Origin of the sequence: Massilia forsythiae, from assembly GCF_012849555.1 — a bacterium.
Lineage (GTDB): Bacteria > Pseudomonadota > Gammaproteobacteria > Burkholderiales > Burkholderiaceae_D > Telluria > Telluria forsythiae.
In genome coordinates this window covers 1,450,623-1,466,918 of sequence record NZ_CP051685.1, presented here as the reverse complement: position 1 = coordinate 1,466,918, position 16,296 = coordinate 1,450,623, and the positions used below count along the sequence as shown (strand labels likewise).

25 protein-coding genes are annotated in these 16,296 nt (G+C 63.3%); 24 read left to right on the top strand and 1 reads right to left on the bottom strand.

The window, feature by feature from the left end; all coding sequences use genetic code 11:
- Positions 1-8: 8 nt before the first annotated feature.
- The 21 genes from rpmC (at position 9) to dsbD (ending at position 12,078) form a co-directional block, all read left to right on the top strand.
- The gene (gene rpmC / locus HH212_RS06330) at positions 9-203 is read left to right on the top strand and encodes a 50S ribosomal protein L29 (RefSeq protein WP_169434647.1); all 195 of its coding nucleotides are present in this window, start codon (positions 9-11) and stop codon (positions 201-203) included.
- On the top strand, positions 200-472 hold the full coding sequence (gene rpsQ / locus HH212_RS06325; RefSeq protein WP_169434646.1) for a 30S ribosomal protein S17: 273 nt from the start codon (positions 200-202) through the stop codon (positions 470-472). The genes rpmC and rpsQ overlap by 4 nt, the downstream gene beginning before the upstream one ends.
- 232 nt (positions 473-704) lie before the next feature.
- Entirely contained in the window at positions 705-1,073 is a 369-nt protein-coding gene (rplN, locus tag HH212_RS06320; protein ID WP_036172202.1) for a 50S ribosomal protein L14, read from the top strand.
- Positions 1,074-1,084: 11 nt separating this feature from the next.
- Positions 1,085-1,399 carry a 50S ribosomal protein L24 gene (rplX, locus tag HH212_RS06315; RefSeq protein WP_141835689.1) on the top strand — a complete coding sequence of 105 codons (315 nt, stop codon included), beginning with the start codon at positions 1,085-1,087 and terminating at the stop codon, positions 1,397-1,399.
- A 6-nt stretch (positions 1,400-1,405) separates the two neighbouring features.
- Positions 1,406-1,945 carry a 50S ribosomal protein L5 gene (gene rplE / locus HH212_RS06310; RefSeq protein WP_169434645.1) on the top strand — a complete coding sequence of 180 codons (540 nt, stop codon included), beginning with the start codon at positions 1,406-1,408 and terminating at the stop codon, positions 1,943-1,945.
- Positions 1,946-1,949: 4 nt separating this feature from the next.
- Positions 1,950-2,255, top strand: coding sequence for a 30S ribosomal protein S14 (rpsN, locus tag HH212_RS06305; protein ID WP_169434644.1), 306 nt, complete (start codon positions 1,950-1,952; stop codon positions 2,253-2,255).
- Between the two features lie 14 nt (positions 2,256-2,269).
- Complete coding sequence (gene rpsH, locus HH212_RS06300; protein WP_169434643.1) at positions 2,270-2,665, top strand: 30S ribosomal protein S8; 396 nt, start codon at positions 2,270-2,272, stop codon at positions 2,663-2,665.
- 10 nt (positions 2,666-2,675) lie between these two features.
- Positions 2,676-3,209, top strand: coding sequence for a 50S ribosomal protein L6 (gene rplF / locus HH212_RS06295; RefSeq protein ID WP_169434642.1), 534 nt, complete (start codon positions 2,676-2,678; stop codon positions 3,207-3,209).
- 12 nt (positions 3,210-3,221) lie between these two features.
- Positions 3,222-3,584, top strand: a complete 363-nt coding sequence (rplR, locus tag HH212_RS06290; RefSeq protein WP_169434641.1) for a 50S ribosomal protein L18 — start codon at positions 3,222-3,224, stop codon at positions 3,582-3,584.
- Between the two features lie 12 nt (positions 3,585-3,596).
- The gene (rpsE, locus tag HH212_RS06285; protein ID WP_036172216.1) at positions 3,597-4,115 is read left to right on the top strand and encodes a 30S ribosomal protein S5; all 519 of its coding nucleotides are present in this window, start codon (positions 3,597-3,599) and stop codon (positions 4,113-4,115) included.
- An 11-nt stretch (positions 4,116-4,126) separates the two neighbouring features.
- On the top strand, positions 4,127-4,306 hold the full coding sequence (gene rpmD, locus HH212_RS06280) for a 50S ribosomal protein L30 (protein ID WP_169434640.1): 180 nt from the start codon (positions 4,127-4,129) through the stop codon (positions 4,304-4,306).
- Positions 4,307-4,335: 29 nt separating this feature from the next.
- Positions 4,336-4,767 carry a 50S ribosomal protein L15 gene (rplO, locus tag HH212_RS06275; RefSeq protein ID WP_169434639.1) on the top strand — a complete coding sequence of 144 codons (432 nt, stop codon included), beginning with the start codon at positions 4,336-4,338 and terminating at the stop codon, positions 4,765-4,767.
- Positions 4,768-4,796: 29 nt separating this feature from the next.
- Complete coding sequence (secY, locus tag HH212_RS06270; protein ID WP_169434638.1) at positions 4,797-6,131, top strand: preprotein translocase subunit SecY; 1,335 nt, start codon at positions 4,797-4,799, stop codon at positions 6,129-6,131.
- Between the two features lie 31 nt (positions 6,132-6,162).
- On the top strand, positions 6,163-6,381 hold the full coding sequence (gene infA / locus HH212_RS06265) for a translation initiation factor IF-1 (RefSeq protein ID WP_005663428.1): 219 nt from the start codon (positions 6,163-6,165) through the stop codon (positions 6,379-6,381).
- A 37-nt stretch (positions 6,382-6,418) separates the two neighbouring features.
- Positions 6,419-6,532, top strand: a complete 114-nt coding sequence (gene rpmJ / locus HH212_RS06260; RefSeq protein WP_005663407.1) for a 50S ribosomal protein L36 — start codon at positions 6,419-6,421, stop codon at positions 6,530-6,532.
- A 16-nt stretch (positions 6,533-6,548) separates the two neighbouring features.
- Positions 6,549-6,914 carry a 30S ribosomal protein S13 gene (gene rpsM, locus HH212_RS06255; RefSeq protein ID WP_169434637.1) on the top strand — a complete coding sequence of 122 codons (366 nt, stop codon included), beginning with the start codon at positions 6,549-6,551 and terminating at the stop codon, positions 6,912-6,914.
- A gap of 14 nt (positions 6,915-6,928) precedes the next feature.
- Positions 6,929-7,333, top strand: a complete 405-nt coding sequence (gene rpsK, locus HH212_RS06250; RefSeq protein ID WP_036172227.1) for a 30S ribosomal protein S11 — start codon at positions 6,929-6,931, stop codon at positions 7,331-7,333.
- A 258-nt stretch (positions 7,334-7,591) separates the two neighbouring features.
- Positions 7,592-8,215: a 30S ribosomal protein S4 gene (gene rpsD, locus HH212_RS06245; RefSeq protein ID WP_169434636.1), complete on the top strand. Its 624-nt coding sequence runs from the start codon at positions 7,592-7,594 to the stop codon at positions 8,213-8,215.
- 252 nt (positions 8,216-8,467) lie between these two features.
- The gene (locus tag HH212_RS06240) at positions 8,468-9,445 is read left to right on the top strand and encodes a DNA-directed RNA polymerase subunit alpha (RefSeq protein ID WP_026354946.1); all 978 of its coding nucleotides are present in this window, start codon (positions 8,468-8,470) and stop codon (positions 9,443-9,445) included.
- 130 nt (positions 9,446-9,575) lie between these two features.
- Positions 9,576-9,971 carry a 50S ribosomal protein L17 gene (gene rplQ, locus HH212_RS06235; protein WP_141835652.1) on the top strand — a complete coding sequence of 132 codons (396 nt, stop codon included), beginning with the start codon at positions 9,576-9,578 and terminating at the stop codon, positions 9,969-9,971.
- A 166-nt stretch (positions 9,972-10,137) separates the two neighbouring features.
- A complete protein-coding gene (dsbD, locus tag HH212_RS06230; protein WP_169434635.1) occupies positions 10,138-12,078 on the top strand; it encodes a protein-disulfide reductase DsbD in 1,941 nt (646 codons plus the stop codon).
- Positions 12,079-12,111: 33 nt separating this feature from the next.
- On the opposite strand, the gene HH212_RS06225 is transcribed toward dsbD, so the two are convergent.
- The gene (locus HH212_RS06225) at positions 12,112-12,657 is read right to left on the bottom strand and encodes a Spy/CpxP family protein refolding chaperone (RefSeq protein ID WP_169434634.1); all 546 of its coding nucleotides are present in this window, start codon (positions 12,655-12,657) and stop codon (positions 12,112-12,114) included.
- Between the two features lie 207 nt (positions 12,658-12,864).
- On the opposite strand from HH212_RS06225, the gene HH212_RS06220 reads away from it, so the two are divergent.
- The 3 genes from HH212_RS06220 to HH212_RS06210 all read left to right on the top strand — a co-directional run bounded on the left by HH212_RS06220 (position 12,865) and on the right by HH212_RS06210 (position 16,293).
- The gene (locus tag HH212_RS06220; protein WP_169434633.1) at positions 12,865-13,593 is read left to right on the top strand and encodes a response regulator; all 729 of its coding nucleotides are present in this window, start codon (positions 12,865-12,867) and stop codon (positions 13,591-13,593) included.
- Positions 13,590-14,957, top strand: a complete 1,368-nt coding sequence (locus tag HH212_RS06215) for an ATP-binding protein (protein ID WP_169434632.1) — start codon at positions 13,590-13,592, stop codon at positions 14,955-14,957. The genes HH212_RS06220 and HH212_RS06215 overlap by 4 nt, the downstream gene beginning before the upstream one ends.
- A gap of 127 nt (positions 14,958-15,084) precedes the next feature.
- Positions 15,085-16,293 carry an efflux RND transporter periplasmic adaptor subunit gene (locus tag HH212_RS06210; RefSeq protein ID WP_169434631.1) on the top strand — a complete coding sequence of 403 codons (1,209 nt, stop codon included), beginning with the start codon at positions 15,085-15,087 and terminating at the stop codon, positions 16,291-16,293.
- The last annotated feature ends 3 nt before the right edge of the window (positions 16,294-16,296 follow it).

Sequence of the window (16,296 nt, the reverse complement as noted above, 5' to 3'; positions counted from 1 at the left end):
AGTTAAGAATGAAAGCAACAGAACTCCGCGGCAAGGACCAGGCAGCTCTGCAACAAGAGCTGAATGAGCTGCTGAAGGCCCAGTTCGGTCTGCGCATGCAAGTCGCAACGCAGCAGCTGACCAACACCGCCCAGCTCAAGAAGGTGCGCCGCGATATCGCGCGTGTCAAGACCGTGATGAACCAGAAGGAAGCCGCCAAATGAACGACACCACTAAAACGGCGCTGAAGCGTACGCTGGTCGGCAAGGTCGTGTCCGACAAGATGGACAAGACGGTGACCGTACTGATCGAGCGTCACGTCAAGCACCCGCTGTACGGCAAGATCATCGTGCGTTCGAACAAGTATCACGCGCACGACGAGACCAACCAGGCCAAGATCGGTGACACGGTCGAGATCTCGGAAGGTCGCCCGATCTCGAAGACGAAGGCTTGGACGCTGACCCGCGTTGTACAGGTAGCACAGGTCCTGTAACGTCTTAAAATTTGTCTTGCGAGGCCCGCTGGTATCTGCGATACTAGCGGGCTTCGTTCATGTGTTGCCGCAGTGTGTCTCCGCGTTTGCGGCGGCCTGTATGAAGTACATTGGAAAGTCCAATCACCCAAACGTATTGCTCCAGCAGGGGCGGTGCGGCGGGACCAAGACTGACCGCAGGCCCACGGTTTCCGTGGGGATTACTACGGCTTAAGTTGGGAAAGAAAATATCATGATTCAAACCGAAAGCCGGCTCGAAGTGGCCGACAATACCGGTGCAAAAGAAGTTCTGTGCATCAAGGTATTGGGCGGCTCCAAGCGCCGTTACGCCAGCATTGGCGACGTGATCAAGGTCACCGTGAAGCAAGCCGCTCCGCGCGGCCGCGTCAAGAAAGGTGAAATCTACAATGCCGTGGTCGTGCGCACCGCCAAGGGTGTGCGCCGCCAGGACGGTTCCCTGGTGAAGTTCGACGGCAACGCCGCCGTCCTGCTGAACGCCAAGCTGGAGCCGATCGGCACCCGTATCTTCGGACCGGTGACGCGCGAGCTGCGTACCGAAAAGTTCATGAAGATCGTGTCCCTGGCACCTGAAGTTCTGTAAGGGGATTCGTAATGTCTAAGATTCGTAAAAACGACGAAGTCATCGTTCTGGCCGGTAAAGACAAGGGCAAGCGCGGCGTGGTCCAGCAGCGCGTGGACGCCGAGCACGTCATCGTCGAAGGCGTCAATGTCGCCAAGAAGGCCGTCAAGCCGAACCCGATGACCGGTGTCACTGGTGGCATCGTCGACAAGACCATGCCGATTCACGTGTCGAACGTCGCGCTGTTCAATGCAGCGACCGGCAAGGCCGACCGCGTGGGCTACAAGGATGTGGACGGCAAAAAAGTCCGCGTCTTCAAGTCGAACGGCGAAGTGGTGAAGGGGTAATAGAGAATGGCACGTCTCCAACAACTGTATAAAGACAAAGTCGTCTCCGAACTGACCGAGAAATTCGGTTACAAGTCGGTGATGGAAGTCCCGCGCCTGACCAAGATCACCCTGAACATGGGTCTGTCGGAAGCTGTCGCCGACAAGAAGATCATCGAGCACGCTACCGGCGACCTGACCAAGATCGCCGGCCAGAAGCCGGTCGTGACCAAGGCCCGCAAGGCAATCGCAGGTTTCAAGATCCGCGAAGGCTACCCGATCGGTACCATGGTGACCCTGCGCGGCAACCGCATGTACGAATTCCTGGACCGCTTCATCACCGTGGCCCTGCCGCGCGTGCGTGACTTCCGCGGTGTCAGCGGGAAATCGTTCGATGGCCGTGGCAACTACAACATCGGCGTCAAGGAACAGATCATTTTCCCGGAAATCGATTACGACAAGATCGATGCGCTGCGTGGCATGAACATCTCGATCACCACCACCGCTAAGAGCGACGAAGAAGCCAAAGCGCTGCTCGCCGCCTTCAAATTCCCGTTCAGGAACTAAGAGCATGGCAAAACTTGCACTGATTAACCGCGAACAGAAGCGTGCAGACCTGGTGGAGAAATTCGCCGCAAAGCGTGCAGCTCTGAAAGCGATCATCGACGATCAATCGAAGACGGAAGAGGAGCGCTACGAAGCGCGTCTGAAGCTGCAGGCCCTGCCGCGCAACTCGGCACCGACCCGTCAGCGCAACCGTTGCGCAATGACCGGCCGTCCGCGTGGCACTTTCCGTAAATTCGGTCTGGCCCGTATTAAACTCCGCGAATTCGCCATGCGTGGCGAGATCCCGGGTATGACCAAAGCTAGCTGGTAATAGGAGACTAAGCAATGAGTATGAGCGATCCTATCGCCGATATGCTGACCCGCATCCGCAACGCACAAGGCGTGCAGAAGACCAACGTGTCGATGCCGTCCTCGAAAGTGAAAGTTGCGATCGCCAACGTCCTGAAGGACGAGGGTTACATCGAAGATTTCGCCGTGTCCACCGAAGGTGGCAAGTCGGAACTGCAAATCGGTTTGAAATATTACGTTGGCCGTCCGGTCATCGAGCGCCTCGAGCGCGTATCCCGTCCTGGCCTGCGCATCTACAAGGGCAAGAACGACATCCCGCAGGTCATGAACGGCCTGGGCGTGGCAATCGTCTCGACCCCGCAGGGCGTGATGACCGACCGCAAAGCACGTGCTACCGGTGTCGGTGGCGAAGTGATTTGCTACGTGGCTTAAGGAGTAGACGATGTCTCGAGTAGCTAAGATGCCGATCGCCGTCCCGGCCGGTACCGATGTCGCGATCAACGCGTCGTCGATCACCGTCAAGGGCCCGCTGGGCACCCTGACCCAGCCGCTGAACGGCCTGGTCAAAGTGGAAAACAACAACGGCACGCTGTCGTTCGACGTCATCGACGATTCGCGCGAATCGAACGCGATGTCGGGCACCCTGCGTGCACTGGTCAACAACATGGTTGTTGGCGTCACCAAAGGTTTCGAAAAGCGCCTGACCCTGGTCGGCGTGGGTTACAAGGCCGCCCTGCAGAACGGCGCCCTGAACCTGTCGCTGGGCTTCTCGCACCCGGTGCTGCATGCGATGCCGGAAGGCGTCACCGCGACCACCCCGACCCCGACCGAGATCCTGATCAAGGGTATCGATCGCCAGAAGGTCGGCCAGGTCGCCGCCGAAGTGCGTGCTTACCGCTCGCCTGAGCCTTACAAGGGCAAGGGTGTCCGTTATGCGGACGAAGTGGTGAAGCTTAAAGAAACCAAGAAGAAATAATCGGAGCTGACGATGGACAAGAAAGAATCGCGTCTGCGTCGCGGACGCCAAACCCGCATCAAGATCGCGCAGTTGGGCGTGAACCGCCTGTCGGTGCACCGCACCAACCTGCATATCTATGCGAACCTGATCAGCCCGGATGCGAAGGTCCTGGTTTCGGCTTCGACGCTGGAAGCAGAAGTGCGCGCCGAACTGGCTGGCAAGACCGGCGCGGGCGGCAACGCCGCCGCCGCTGCCCTGGTTGGCAAGCGCGTCGCAGAGAAGGCACTGCAAGCAGGGATCACCGAGGTCGCATTCGACCGTTCGGGTTTCCGTTATCACGGCCGTGTGAAGGCGCTGGCGGAAGCCGCGCGTGAAGCCGGTCTGAAGTTCTAAGGAAGAATCGTCATGGCAAAAATGCAAGCGAAAATGGCAAGCGACAAGCCGGATGATGGCATGCGCGAGAAAATGATCGCGATCAACCGCGTGACCAAGGTGGTCAAGGGTGGTCGTATCATGGGTTTTGCAGCGCTGACCGTTGTCGGTGACGGCGATGGCCGCATCGGCATGGGCAAGGGCAAGTCGAAGGAAGTTCCGGTCGGCGTGCAGAAAGCGATGGAAGAAGCCCGCCGCAACCTGATCAAGGTGCCCCTCAAGAACGGTACGCTGCAGCACACCGTCACCGGCCGCCACGGCGCCTCGCGCGTCCTGATGTCGCCGGCCAAGCCGGGTACCGGCGTGATCGCCGGTGGCGCCATGCGCGCCATCTTCGAAGTGATGGGCGTGACCGACGTGGTCGCCAAGTCGACCGGTTCGTCGAACCCGTACAACCTGGTGCGCGCGACCCTCGACGGTCTGGCGAAAATGAGTACTCCGGCTGACATCGCTGCCAAGCGCGGCAAGTCGGTGGAAGAGATCCTGGGTTAAGGGGAATTACCATGGCAAACACCGTTAAAGTCAAGCTGGTCAAAGGCCTGATCGGTACCCGTCAGGATCACCGCGCCACCGTGCGCGGCCTGGGTCTGCGTCGTGTGAACTCGGTCTCCGAGCTCCAGGACACCCCATCGGTCCGCGGCATGATCAACAAGGTCAGCTACCTCGTGAAAGTTGTCGACTGAGCCCCGGCCCAGTCGAACGGAGAAAATCAATGCAACTCAATACCATTCAACCAGCAGACGGCGCCAAGCACGCTAAGCGTCGCGTCGGTCGCGGTATCGGCTCGGGCCTGGGCAAGACTGCCGGCCGTGGCCACAAAGGCCAGAAGTCGCGTTCGGGCGGCTTCCACAAGGTCGGTTTTGAAGGCGGCCAGATGCCGCTGCAGCGCCGCCTGCCGAAGCGTGGCTTCAAGTCGCTGAACGCTACCTTCAAGGCCGAAGTGCGCCTGTCCGACCTGAACACCCTGGGCGTCAGCGACATCGACATCCTGGTGCTCAAGCAAGCCGGCGTGCTGCCGGTCGTCGCCCGCGACGTGCGCGTGATCCTGTCGGGTGACATCACCACCGCGGTGAACCTGAAGGGCATCAAGGCGACCGCTGGCGCGAAAGCAGCGATCGAAGCAGCTGGCGGTTCGGTCGCCTAAACGCGGCCGCTGCCTGATCGGAGCAAAAATTGGCGACTAATTCACAACTTGGTAAAAGCGCCGCATCCGGTTTCCCCTGGGGCCGGTTGTGGTTCTTGCTCGGCGCATTGGTCGTGTACCGTATCGGCGCGCACATCCCGGTCCCCGGGATCGATCCGGTCGCCCTGGCGCAGCTGTTCAAGCAGAACGAAGGCGGCATCCTGGGCATGCTCAACATGTTCTCGGGCGGCGCCGTCTCCCGCTTTGCCGTGTTCGCGCTTGGCATCACGCCGTACATTTCGGCTTCGATCATCATGCAGCTGGTGTCGATCGTCTCGCCGCAGATGGAGGCACTGAAGAAGGAAGGCGAGGCCGGCCGTCGCAAGATCACCCAGTACACCCGCTATTTCACGGTGTTCCTGGCGTTGTTCCAGGCGTTCGGCATCGCGGCCATGATGGAAGGGCAGCCGGGCCTCGTGCTCGATCCGGGCCTGGCTTTCCGCTTCGTGACCGTCGTGACCCTGCTGACCGGCACCATGTTCCTGATGTGGCTGGGCGAGCAGATCACCGAGCGCGGTCTCGGCAACGGTATCTCGATCATCATTTTCGCCGGTATCGCAGCCGGTCTGCCGAACGCGCTGGGTAGCTTGTTTACCCTGGTGTCGAACGGTTCGATCAGCAGCTTCGCCGCGATCTTCATCGTGATTCTGGTGGCACTGGTGACCTACGCTGTCGTGTTCGTCGAACGCGGCCAGCGCAAGATCCTGGTGAATTACGCGAAACGCCAGGTCGGCAACAAGATCTACGGTGGCCAGACCAGCCACCTGCCGCTGAAGTTGAACATGGCCGGCGTGATTCCGCCGATCTTCGCTTCGTCGATCATCTTGTTCCCGGCCACGATCGTCGATTGGTTCACCCGTGGCAAGGATACTTCGAACCCGTTCATCGGGTTCCTGAAGGACCTGGCCGCGTCGCTGAGCGCAGGCGAGCCGATCCATGCGTTGCTGTATGCGGTGGCGATCGTGTTCTTCTGCTTCTTCTATACCGCGCTGGTATTCAACAGCAAGGAAACGGCGGACAACTTGAAGAAGAGCGGCGCATTCGTTCCGGGCATCCGTCCGGGCGAGCAGACTGCGCGCTACATCGACAAGATCCTGATGCGCCTGACCCTGGCTGGTGCGGTCTATATCACGCTGGTGTGCCTACTGCCGGAGTTCATGCAGAGCCAGTGGAAAGTGCCTTTCTACTTCGGCGGAACCTCGCTGCTGATCATCGTGGTCGTCACGATGGACTTCATGGCGCAGGTGCAGAACTACGTCATGTCGCAGCAATACGATTCGCTGTTGCGCAAGGCAAATTTCAAGGGCGGCATCCCGTCGCGTTGAACGCGCCAGGGACCAGGAGTGAGCAGACCGAATGGCAAAAGACGACGTCATCCAAATGCAGGGGGAGATTCTCGAGAATCTCCCGAACGCGACCTTTCGCGTGAAGCTGGAAAACGGGCACGTGGTGCTCGGACACATCTCGGGTAAAATGCGCATGAATTACATTCGCATTCTGCCGGGCGACAAGGTAACGGTGGAACTGACCCCTTATGACTTGTCGCGGGCCCGGATCGTGTTCCGCACCAAGTAAAACATTGAAGTAATCGAATCTGGAAGAGAGTCCAAAAATGAAAGTTAACGCTTCAGTCAAGCGGATCTGCCGCAACTGCAAGATCATCAAGCGCAAGGGCGTGGTCCGTGTGATCTGCGTCGAGCCGCGTCACAAGCAGCGTCAAGGTTAATTTCGAGGAATAACGAATGGCACGTATTGCAGGGGTCAACGTCCCCAATCATCAGCACACCGTCATCGGCCTGACGGCGATCTACGGTATCGGTCGCACCCGCTCGCAGCAGATCTGCGCTTCGACTGGCGTTGCAACCAACAAGAAGGTCAAGGATCTGGACGACAACGAACTGGAAAAGCTGCGTGACGCAGTCGGCAAGTTCGTGGTCGAGGGCGATCTGCGCCGTGAGCTGTCCATGAACATTAAGCGTCTGATGGACCTGGGCTGCTACCGAGGCATGCGCCACCGCAAGGGCCTGCCGGTCCGCGGTCAGCGTACCCGTACCAATGCACGTACCCGCAAGGGCCCGCGCAAGGCAGCTCAATCGCTCAAGAAATAATCTAGGAACCGACCATGGCCAAGCAACAAAGCTCTGCGGCAGCTGCACGCATCCGCAAGAAAGTCAAAAAGAACGTCGCCGAAGGCATCGCACACGTCCACGCTTCGTTCAACAACACGATCATCACGATCACCGATCGCCAGGGCAACGCCCTGTCGTGGGCAACCTCCGGTGGCGCCGGCTTCAAGGGCTCGCGCAAGTCGACCCCGTTTGCGGCGCAGGTCGCAGCCGAGGCAGCCGGCAAGGTCGCCCAGGAATACGGCGTGAAGAACCTGGAAGTGCGCATCAAGGGCCCGGGCCCTGGCCGTGAGTCGGCTGTGCGCGCGCTGAACAACCTGGGCATCAAGATCACCGAGATCCAGGACGTGACGCCGGTACCGCACAACGGTTGCCGTCCGCCGAAGCGTCGTCGTATCTAAGCTGAACTGAGCCGCATGGCGGGTTCGCCCGCCTGTGGTAGTTACGCCACGCATTCGTCGTGAAAGAATCGCCGGTGCAGTGAGCCCAGAAATGGGTTATACTGCCCGGCTATTGTCGCCCCGGATCTTCGCGATTCGGGGTTTTGTAAGCCACGTCCGGTCTCGTCGCAGAACCGGACTAGCGCCTGTTGCGGCCTCGTCATGTTCGATGGGTCGTCCGCATCCGGGGCGTGATCATTCAAATAAAGGAAGTTTAACGTGGCACGTTATATCGGACCAAAAGCAAAACTGGCTCGCCGTGAAGGCACCGACCTGTTCCTGAAGAGCGCACGCCGCTCGCTCGATTCGAAGTGCAAACTGGACGTCAAGCCGGGCCAGCACGGCGTCAAGTCGGGCCAGCGTACCTCGGACTACGGTAACCAGCTGCGCGAAAAGCAGAAGGTCAAGCGCATCTACGGCGTGCTGGAGCGCCAGTTCCGCCGCTACTTCGCCGAAGCGTCGCGCCGCAAGGGCAACACTGGTGAAACCCTGCTGAAGCTGCTGGAAGGCCGCCTCGACAACGTCGCCTACCGCATGGGCTTCGGTTCGACCCGTTCGGAAGCACGCCAGCTGGTGAGCCACAAGGCCTTCACTGTCAACGGCCAGGTCGTGAACATCGCTTCGTACCAGGTCAAGACCGGCGACGTGATCGCCGTGCGCGAAAAGGCCAAGAAGCAGACCCGCATCATCGAAGCGCTGTCGCTGGCGGAACAAGTCGGCATGCCGAGCTGGGTGTCGGTCGATTCGAAGAAGATGGAAGGCACCTTCCGTTCGTTCCCGGAGCGTAACGAGATCGCTGCCGACGTCAACGAAGCGCTGATCGTCGAACTGTACTCGCGTTGATGAACGCCGGCGATCGGGCCTGTCCCGATCGTCGTACCCGCGCAGGCGGGTACCCATGCATCGCTGGCCACGGCTGGCATCGTATGGGTTCCCGCCTACGCGGGAACGACGTGGCGGGGCGCGGTCCGATCCGTTCCGATGCGTTCCACCTACACCGAATTCGCCGTACCGCCTGCTCCCCGTAGCAGGCGTTTTCACTGATGCCATCAGCCTTATCGGTGTAACGAGCCGAGGGTATTGAAGAGGACACCCATGCAAAATAGTTTGTTGAAGCCACGTATTATCGATGTCGAAGCGCTCGGCGCCGGCCATGCAAAGGTCGTGATGGAGCCGTTCGAACGTGGTTATGGCCACACGCTGGGTAACGCCCTGCGCCGCGTGCTGCTGTCGTCGATGATCGGCTACGCGCCGACCGAAGTGACGATCGCCGGCGTCGTGCACGAATACTCGTCGCTGGACGGCGTGCAGGAAGACGTGGTCGACCTGCTGCTGAACCTGAAGGGCGTCGTGTTCAAGGTGCACAACCGCGATTCCGTCACCCTGACCCTCAAGAAGGAAGGCGAGGGCGCGGTGCTGGCGTCGGACATCGACCTGCCGCACGACGTCGAACTGATCAACCCGGATCACGTGATCGCTCACCTGACCGCCGGCGGCAAGCTGGACATGCAGATCAAGGTCGAGAAGGGCCGCGGCTACGTGCCGGGCAACGTGCGCCGCCTGTCGGAAGACACGAATAAAACCATCGGCCGCATCATCCTGGACGCCTCGTTCTCGCCGGTGCGCCGCGTGTCGTATGCCGTGGAATCGGCCCGTGTCGAGCAGCGTACCGACCTGGACAAGCTGATCATCAACATCGAGACCAACGGCGTCATCACCCCGGAAGAAGCGATCCGCCAGTCGGCCCGCGTGCTAGTCGACCAGCTGAACGTGTTCGCCGCCCTGGAAGGCACCGAGGCCGCTGCCGAAGCGCCGTCGCGCGCGCCGCTGGTCGATCCGATCCTGCTGCGTCCGGTGGACGACCTGGAACTGACCGTCCGTTCGGCGAACTGCCTGAAGGCCGAGAACATCTATTACATCGGCGACCTGATCCAGCGTTCGGAAAACGAATTGCTCAAGACGCCGAACCTGGGCCGCAAGTCGCTCAACGAGATCAAGGAAGTCCTGGCTTCCCGTGGCCTGACCCTGGGCATGAAGCTCGAGAACTGGCCGCCGGCAGGTCTGGAAAAGTAATTCGCAGTACCCGCCGCCCGTGCAATGTCGCATGGGCGGCTTTCAACCATGTAGAACCGGTCCGCGTTCACGTGCACGAGCACGTGAACGATCGAAGAACTGGATTGTAAAACTCTCGAAAGGATTTACCATGCGTCACCGTCACGGCCTCCGTAAGCTGAACCGTACCTCGTCCCACCGCCTGGCCATGCTGCGCAACATGACCGTTTCGCTGCTGCGTCACGAAGCGATCAAGACCACCGTTCCGAAAGCCAAGGAACTGCGCAAGGTCGTCGAGCCGATCATCACCCTGGGCAAGAACGACAACCTGGCCAACAAGCGCCTGGCGTTCGCCCGCCTGCGTGACCGCGAAATCGTCCAGAAGCTGTTCGCCGAAATCGGTCCGCGTTTCGCGAACCGCAACGGCGGCTACACCCGCATCCTGAAAATGGGCTTCCGCGTTGGCGACAATGCGCCGATGGCCTACGTCGAGCTGGTCGACCGTCCGGAAGTCGGCGTCGACGAAAGCGCACCGACCGCCGAGTAATCGACCGGTTGCGCCGAGCAAGTCGAAAAAACCAGGCCGTGCGCCTGGTTTTTTTTCGCCCAAGCGCGCCCGTGTGCAACGCGGCGGGGCACGGTGTACCATGCTGCTGCGCCAAACCAACAACCACAATCCCATGCCCCGCTTGTTCCCGATGCGATCTTCTTCGATGCGCTTTTCCGAACTGATTTTTCGTTTGTTCCGTTTCGCCAGCCTCCTGCTGCTGGCCTGGGGCGTGCTGTGCGCACCCGCCCGCGCCGACGACGATTTCCTGCCGCCGGAACAGGCGTTCAAGTTTTCGGCGCGTATGCTCGACCCGCATACCGCGGTCGTGAACTATGCCATCGCCGACGGTTACTACATGTACCGCGAGCGCTTCAAGTTCACGGCCACCGGCGCGCAGCTGGGTGCCCCGCAGATCCCGCCGGGCAAGGTGAAATTCGACGAGACCTTCCAGAAGGAGGTCGAGACCTACCACAAAGGCGTCGAGATCCACATTCCCGTCACCGGCAATGGGCCGTTTACGCTGAACGCCACCGGCCAGGGCTGCGCCGACAAGGGCTTGTGCTATCCGCCGCAGGATACCTCGGTCCAGCTGGTGGCAGGCGCGGGCGGCGCCACCGGGCCGCACATCGTCCTGCCGGGCGCGCAGGGCGGCAATCCGGCATTTTCGCTGCCTGGCCAGGCGGCGCCGCAAGCCGGCGCTGAGGCCGGACAGTCGCTGCCACGCAGCCAGTCGTCCTCTGCCAGCCAGGCGGCGCCGGCCGAGGCGGCAGCGAGCGCGGCAACCGGCACGCCGGCAACTGCCGGTACCGTGTCGGCCGCCGCCGCACCGGCCGCCGCGCCGTCCGAACTGGGCGGCATCGCCACCCTGTTGCAGGGCGGCCGTCTGCTGGCCATCGTGCCCGCCTTCATGCTGCTCGGCCTGGGCCTGGCGTTCACGCCGTGCGTGCTGCCGATGGTGCCGATCCTGTCGTCCATCATCGTCGGCGAAGGCAGCCAGGCCGGTCGCGCGCGCGGCTTCGTCCTGTCGCTGGCGTATTCGCTCGGCATGGCGATCGTCTACACCTCGCTGGGCGTGGCCGCCGGCCTGCTGGGTGAAGGCCTGGCGGCGGCGCTGCAGAATCCGTGGGTGCTGTCCGCGTTCGCGCTGCTGATCGCGGCCATGGCCCTGTCCATGTTCGGCGTGTACCAGTTGCAAGTGCCGGCCGCGCTGCAGACGCGCCTGGCCGGGGCGTCCGGGCGCCAATCGTCGGGCAAGCTGGCCGGCGCTTTCGTCATGGGCGCGATCTCGGCCTTGATCGTCGGCCCCTGCGTGGCGGCGCCGCTGGCCGGCGCCCTGGTGTACATCAGCCAGACGCGCGACGTCGTGATCGGCGGCGCCGCCCTGTTCGCGATGGCGCTCGGCATGAGCATTCCGCTGCTGCTGGTCGGCCTGTCGGCCGGTTCGCTGCTGCCGCGCGCCGGCATGTGGATGGAATCCGTGAAACGCTTCTTCGGCGTGCTGATGCTGGCCATGGCGCTGTGGATGGCGGCGCCGGTGCTGCCGGGGCTGGCGCAGATGCTGCTGTGGGCCGCGCTGCTGATCGGCTACGGTTGCTTCCTGTTGCGCAGCCATGGCCACTGGGCCGCGACCGCGTTCGGCGTCGCCTTCGCCGTGCTGGGCGCGACCCAGCTGGTGGGCGTGGCGGCCGGCGGGCGCGACCCGCTGGCGCCGCTGGCGCACCTGGGCCGCGGCGGCGCGCCGGTGCAGCCGCTGGCCTTTACCCGCATCAAGACCGTGGCGCAGCTCGACGCCGCCCTGGCGCAAGGCGGCGGCAAGACCGCGATGCTGGATTTTTATGCGGACTGGTGCGTGTCCTGCAAGGAGATGGAAAAGCTGACCTTCGTCGACCCGGCGGTCAAGGCGCGATTGGCCGACAGCCTGCTGCTGCAGGTGGACGTGACCGCCAATGACCTCGACGACCGCGCCATGCTCAAGCGCTTCGGCCTGTTCGGGCCGCCGGGCATCATCCTGTTCGGCCGCGATGGCCAGGAAATCGCCGACAGCCGCGTGGTCGGCTACCAGGACAGCGCCAAGTTTTTGGGTTCGCTCGGCAAGCTAAGGTAGGGTGGACGGGTCTTCCCGTCCACCCTACGGCATTCAACCCCGCGCGGTATCGCCGCCGCGCTGCCAGCCGCCATGGCGCATGCCGCGGCCTTTGAAATGCCCCGCCTTGTCGTCGAAGGTTTTCTTCTGCTCCGGCGTCAGCACCGCATAAAAGCTGTTGAGCGACGCCAGGCGCTGTTCCATCGCCGCGGTACGCTGTTTCTGCATGTCGATGTGCTTCGCCATGCGCTGCGGCGCACTCAGGCCGGCCCAGGCAGTGCGGTCGGGGCGGGCGCCCTGCGCGGCGCCTTTGCCAGTCCTTGCGAGGGGCTTCATCGACGCCACAAAAGCGTTCCAGGCGTTTTCCTGGGCCGGCGTGATCTTGAGGTCGTCGTGCAGCCTGGCGGTGCGCGCGGCAGCGCGGGCGGCGCGTTGTTCCTGGTTGGCGGCATGGGCGTAGCGGCCGGCCTGCGGCGCGCCTTGCGCCGTGGCGGCCGAAGCGGTTTGCGCCTGGGCGCCGAGCGCGGCCGTGCCCATCGACAGGGCGGCCAGGGCCACGAACAGGGATTTGCGCAGGGTCGTCGAGTTTGCGGTTTTCATCTCTTTTTTCCTAGTCAGGTTGGGCAGCACTGTGCCGCCGTCGGTGCAGCGCATAGCGTGCTGCATGGCTTCCATCATCGGGCAAAGGTGTAAGCGCCGCATGTCGGCTGTCCGACGCTTTGTATCAATTTGTTTCCTCTGCACATCCTTATACAAGCCGATACAAAGTGGCTGTTCAGGGGCGCGCCAAGCCGGGATAATGACGGCATGGACACCGCATCTACCATTCTCATCGTCGACGACGACCGCGACATCCGCTCCCTGCTGGCCGATTACCTGGAAGCGAACGGTTATCGGGCGCTGGCCGCCGCCGACGGCACCGCGATGTGGAAGACACTGGACGAGACACGGCCCGACCTGATCGTGCTCGACCTGAACCTGCCGGGCGACGACGGCCTGACGCTGTGCCGCAAGCTGCGTGCGCACTCGACGCTGCCGGTGATCATGCTGACCGCGAGGAATGAACCGCTGGATCGCATCCTCGGCCTGGAGATGGGCGCCGACGACTACCTGCCGAAACCGTTCGAGCCGCGCGAACTGCTGGCGCGCATCCGCAGCGTGCTGCGCCGCAGCCACGCGATGCCGCCGAACTCGCAGACCGAGAACGTGCAGCAGATGAAATTCTCGGGCTGGACGCTGGACCTGACCGCGCGCCACCTGGTCAATCCGCAGGGCGTGGTCATCATGCTGTCGGGCGCCGAGTTCCGCCTGCTGCGCGTGTTCCTGGAGCACCCGAACCGCGTGCTCAACCGCGACCAGCTGCTGAACCTGACGCAGGGCCGCGACGCCGACCCGTTCGACCGCTCGATTGACATCCAGATCAGCCGCCTGCGCCAGAAGCTCGGCGAAGACGCGCGCATGCCGCAGATCATCAAGACCGTGCGCAACGGCGGCTACGTGCTGGCCGGCCAGGTGAGCGTGGAGCCGGCCGCGTGAAAGCCTTCCTCGGCTCGATGACGGGCCGCGTGTTCGCCACTTTGCTGTTGGGTATCATCCTGACCGCCGCATTGACGCAACTGCTGGCCGATGCCGAGCGCCAGCGCGTGATCGACCAGTTCCGCGAACTGGCCTGGCTGGATCGCGCCGAGCAGCTGATCATGGCCACCGAGATCGTGCCGCAATCGGCGCGCAATGCCTACCTGAAGGTCGCCAACCGCCCCGGCGTGGCGCTGATGGAAGTCGACGGCCACCCGCCGGTGCTGGCGCCGGCCCAGACCGAATTTACGCGCGCCCTGGCGGCGCGGCTGGGGCCGACCTACGTGCTCAGCTCGCTGGCCGAGCGTCCGCCTTCCTGCGAGACCGCACGCGAGCTGCCGGTAGTGTTCGGCCTGCTGCGCCTGAAGTGGCGCGGCACCTGCGAGAGCGTCAGCGTCAAGCTGCGCGACGGTAACGACCTGGTGCTGTCGGTGCTGCCGCCGCGCTCGGCCACCTCGCCCGAACGCACCGATTTCACGCTGACGATCGTGCTGTTCCTGGTCAGCATCGCCAGCCTGGCCTACCTGGTGGCGCGCATGACCACGCGGCCGTTGAAACAGCTGGCGCAGGCTGCCAAGGACCTGGGCAACGACATCAACCACCCGCCGCTGGACCTGGCCGGCGCCGACGAGATCCGGCAAGCCAGCGCCGCCTTCAACGCCATGCAGGCGCGCATCCGCCAGTACATCTTCCAGCGCACCCAGATGCTGGCGGCGATCACGCACGACCTGCAGACGCCGCTCACGCGCCTGCGCCTGCGCCTGGAAAAGGTGGGCGAGCCCGAGCTGCAGGAACGCCTGATCGGCGACCTCTCGGCGATGCAGGCGATGGTCAAGGAAGGCCTCGACCTGGCGCGCAGCATGGACACCAGCGAGACCATGCAGCGGCTCGACCTGGATTCGCTGCTGGACTCGGTGTGCGCCGACGCCACCGACGCCGGCCAGCAGGTGATGTTGAGCGGCCACGCCGGCATGGCGCTGCTGGGCCGCCCGCTCGACCTGCGCCGCTGCCTGGTCAACCTGATCGACAACGCGGTCAAGTACGGCCACGCGGCCGAGGTCGCGGTCGACCGGGTCAAAGGCGCGGCGCGCATCCGCATCCACGATGCCGGCCCCGGCATCCCGCCCGCGGAACTGGGCCGGGTGTTCGATCCGTTCTACCGCATCGAAAGTTCGCGCTCGCGCGAATCCGGCGGCACCGGCCTGGGCCTGACCATCGCCCGCAACATCGCCGAGCAGCACGGCGGCACCATTACGCTGGCGAATCATCCGGAAGGCGGACTCGAAGTCACGCTGATACTTCCGGAATATTACCCAGGAAAATGACGCATCCTTGTCACAAGGCTGTGCGACAATCGCCGGTTACATGTTTTGAATCGCCGTTATTAGAATAAAAGCCGCTTATCCAGCGGCATGACGACAAGCCTCGCACCTCCGGGGCACAGGGAGTGGAATGAACAAGAAGAATGCCGGCATCGTTGCCGCTGCGCTCATCGCCGTGGGCGTGGGCGGATGGTATGTGAACCAACACCATGGCGCCCATGCCGAAGGCGCGGCCGGCGCCGCGGCCGAGGGCCAGGGCGGCGGCAAGAACGGCGGGGCGCAGCCGCCGGCGGTGGTGAATGTGGTATCGCCGCAACGGCAAGACGTGCCGGTGCTTCAGGTCGCCAACGGCACCGTGACTCCGATCCGCACGGTCGACCTGCATCCGCAGACCACCGCCACCATCCGCCAAGTGCACATCAAGGAAGGCCAGTTCGTCAAGGAAGGGCAATTGATGTTCTCGCTGGACGACCGCGCCGACCGCGCCAACCAGGACAAGGCGCAGGCGCAGGTGGAGCGCGACCGCGCCCAGGTGGCCGACCTCGAGCGCCAATACAAGCGCAGCCAGGATCTGTTCGCGCAAAAATTCATCGCCCAGAGCGCGGTGGACACGCTGCGCGCCCAGGTCGACCAGGCGCGCGCCACGCTGCAGGCCGACAGCGCCGCCGCCCGCGCCAGCGGCGTCGCCACCAGCTACACCGCGATCCGCGCGCCGATGAGCGGACGCGTGGGCGGCATCGGCGTGTATCCGGGCAGCCTGGTGCAGCCGGCGACTTCGCTCACCACCGTCACCCAGCTCGATCCGATCGACGTCGCCTTCACCTTGCCCGAATCGAGCCTGGCGGCCCTGCTGGCGGCGCAAAAGCGCGGCAAGGTCGCCGTGCAGGTACTGCCGGGCGCCGGCCTCGCGCCGGTGGACGGCGTGCTCAGTTTCGTGGACAACACGGTCGACCCGGGCGCCGGCACGATCAAGGTGAAGGCGGAGTTCGGCAACCGCGAGACCACGCTGTGGCCCGGCCAGTACGTCAACACCAAGGTCACCGTGCAGACCATCAAGGATGCCGTGGTGGTGCCGCAAAGCGCCATCATCACCAGCGTGCAGGGCACCTTCGTCTACGTATTGGATAAAGACCAGGCGGCGCATCCGGTGCCGGTGCAGCGCCTGCACAGCTTCGGCGTGGACGCCGCCGTGAGCGGCCTGTCGGGCAGCGAGCGCATCATTACCGAAGGCAAGCAGAACGTGCGCCCCGGCGCCCGGGTGCGCCTGGCCTCGGAGGGGGGCAAGGGCACCGGCCACGGCGGCAACCATGGCGACGCCGACGTCGCCAGCAAGGGCTGAACG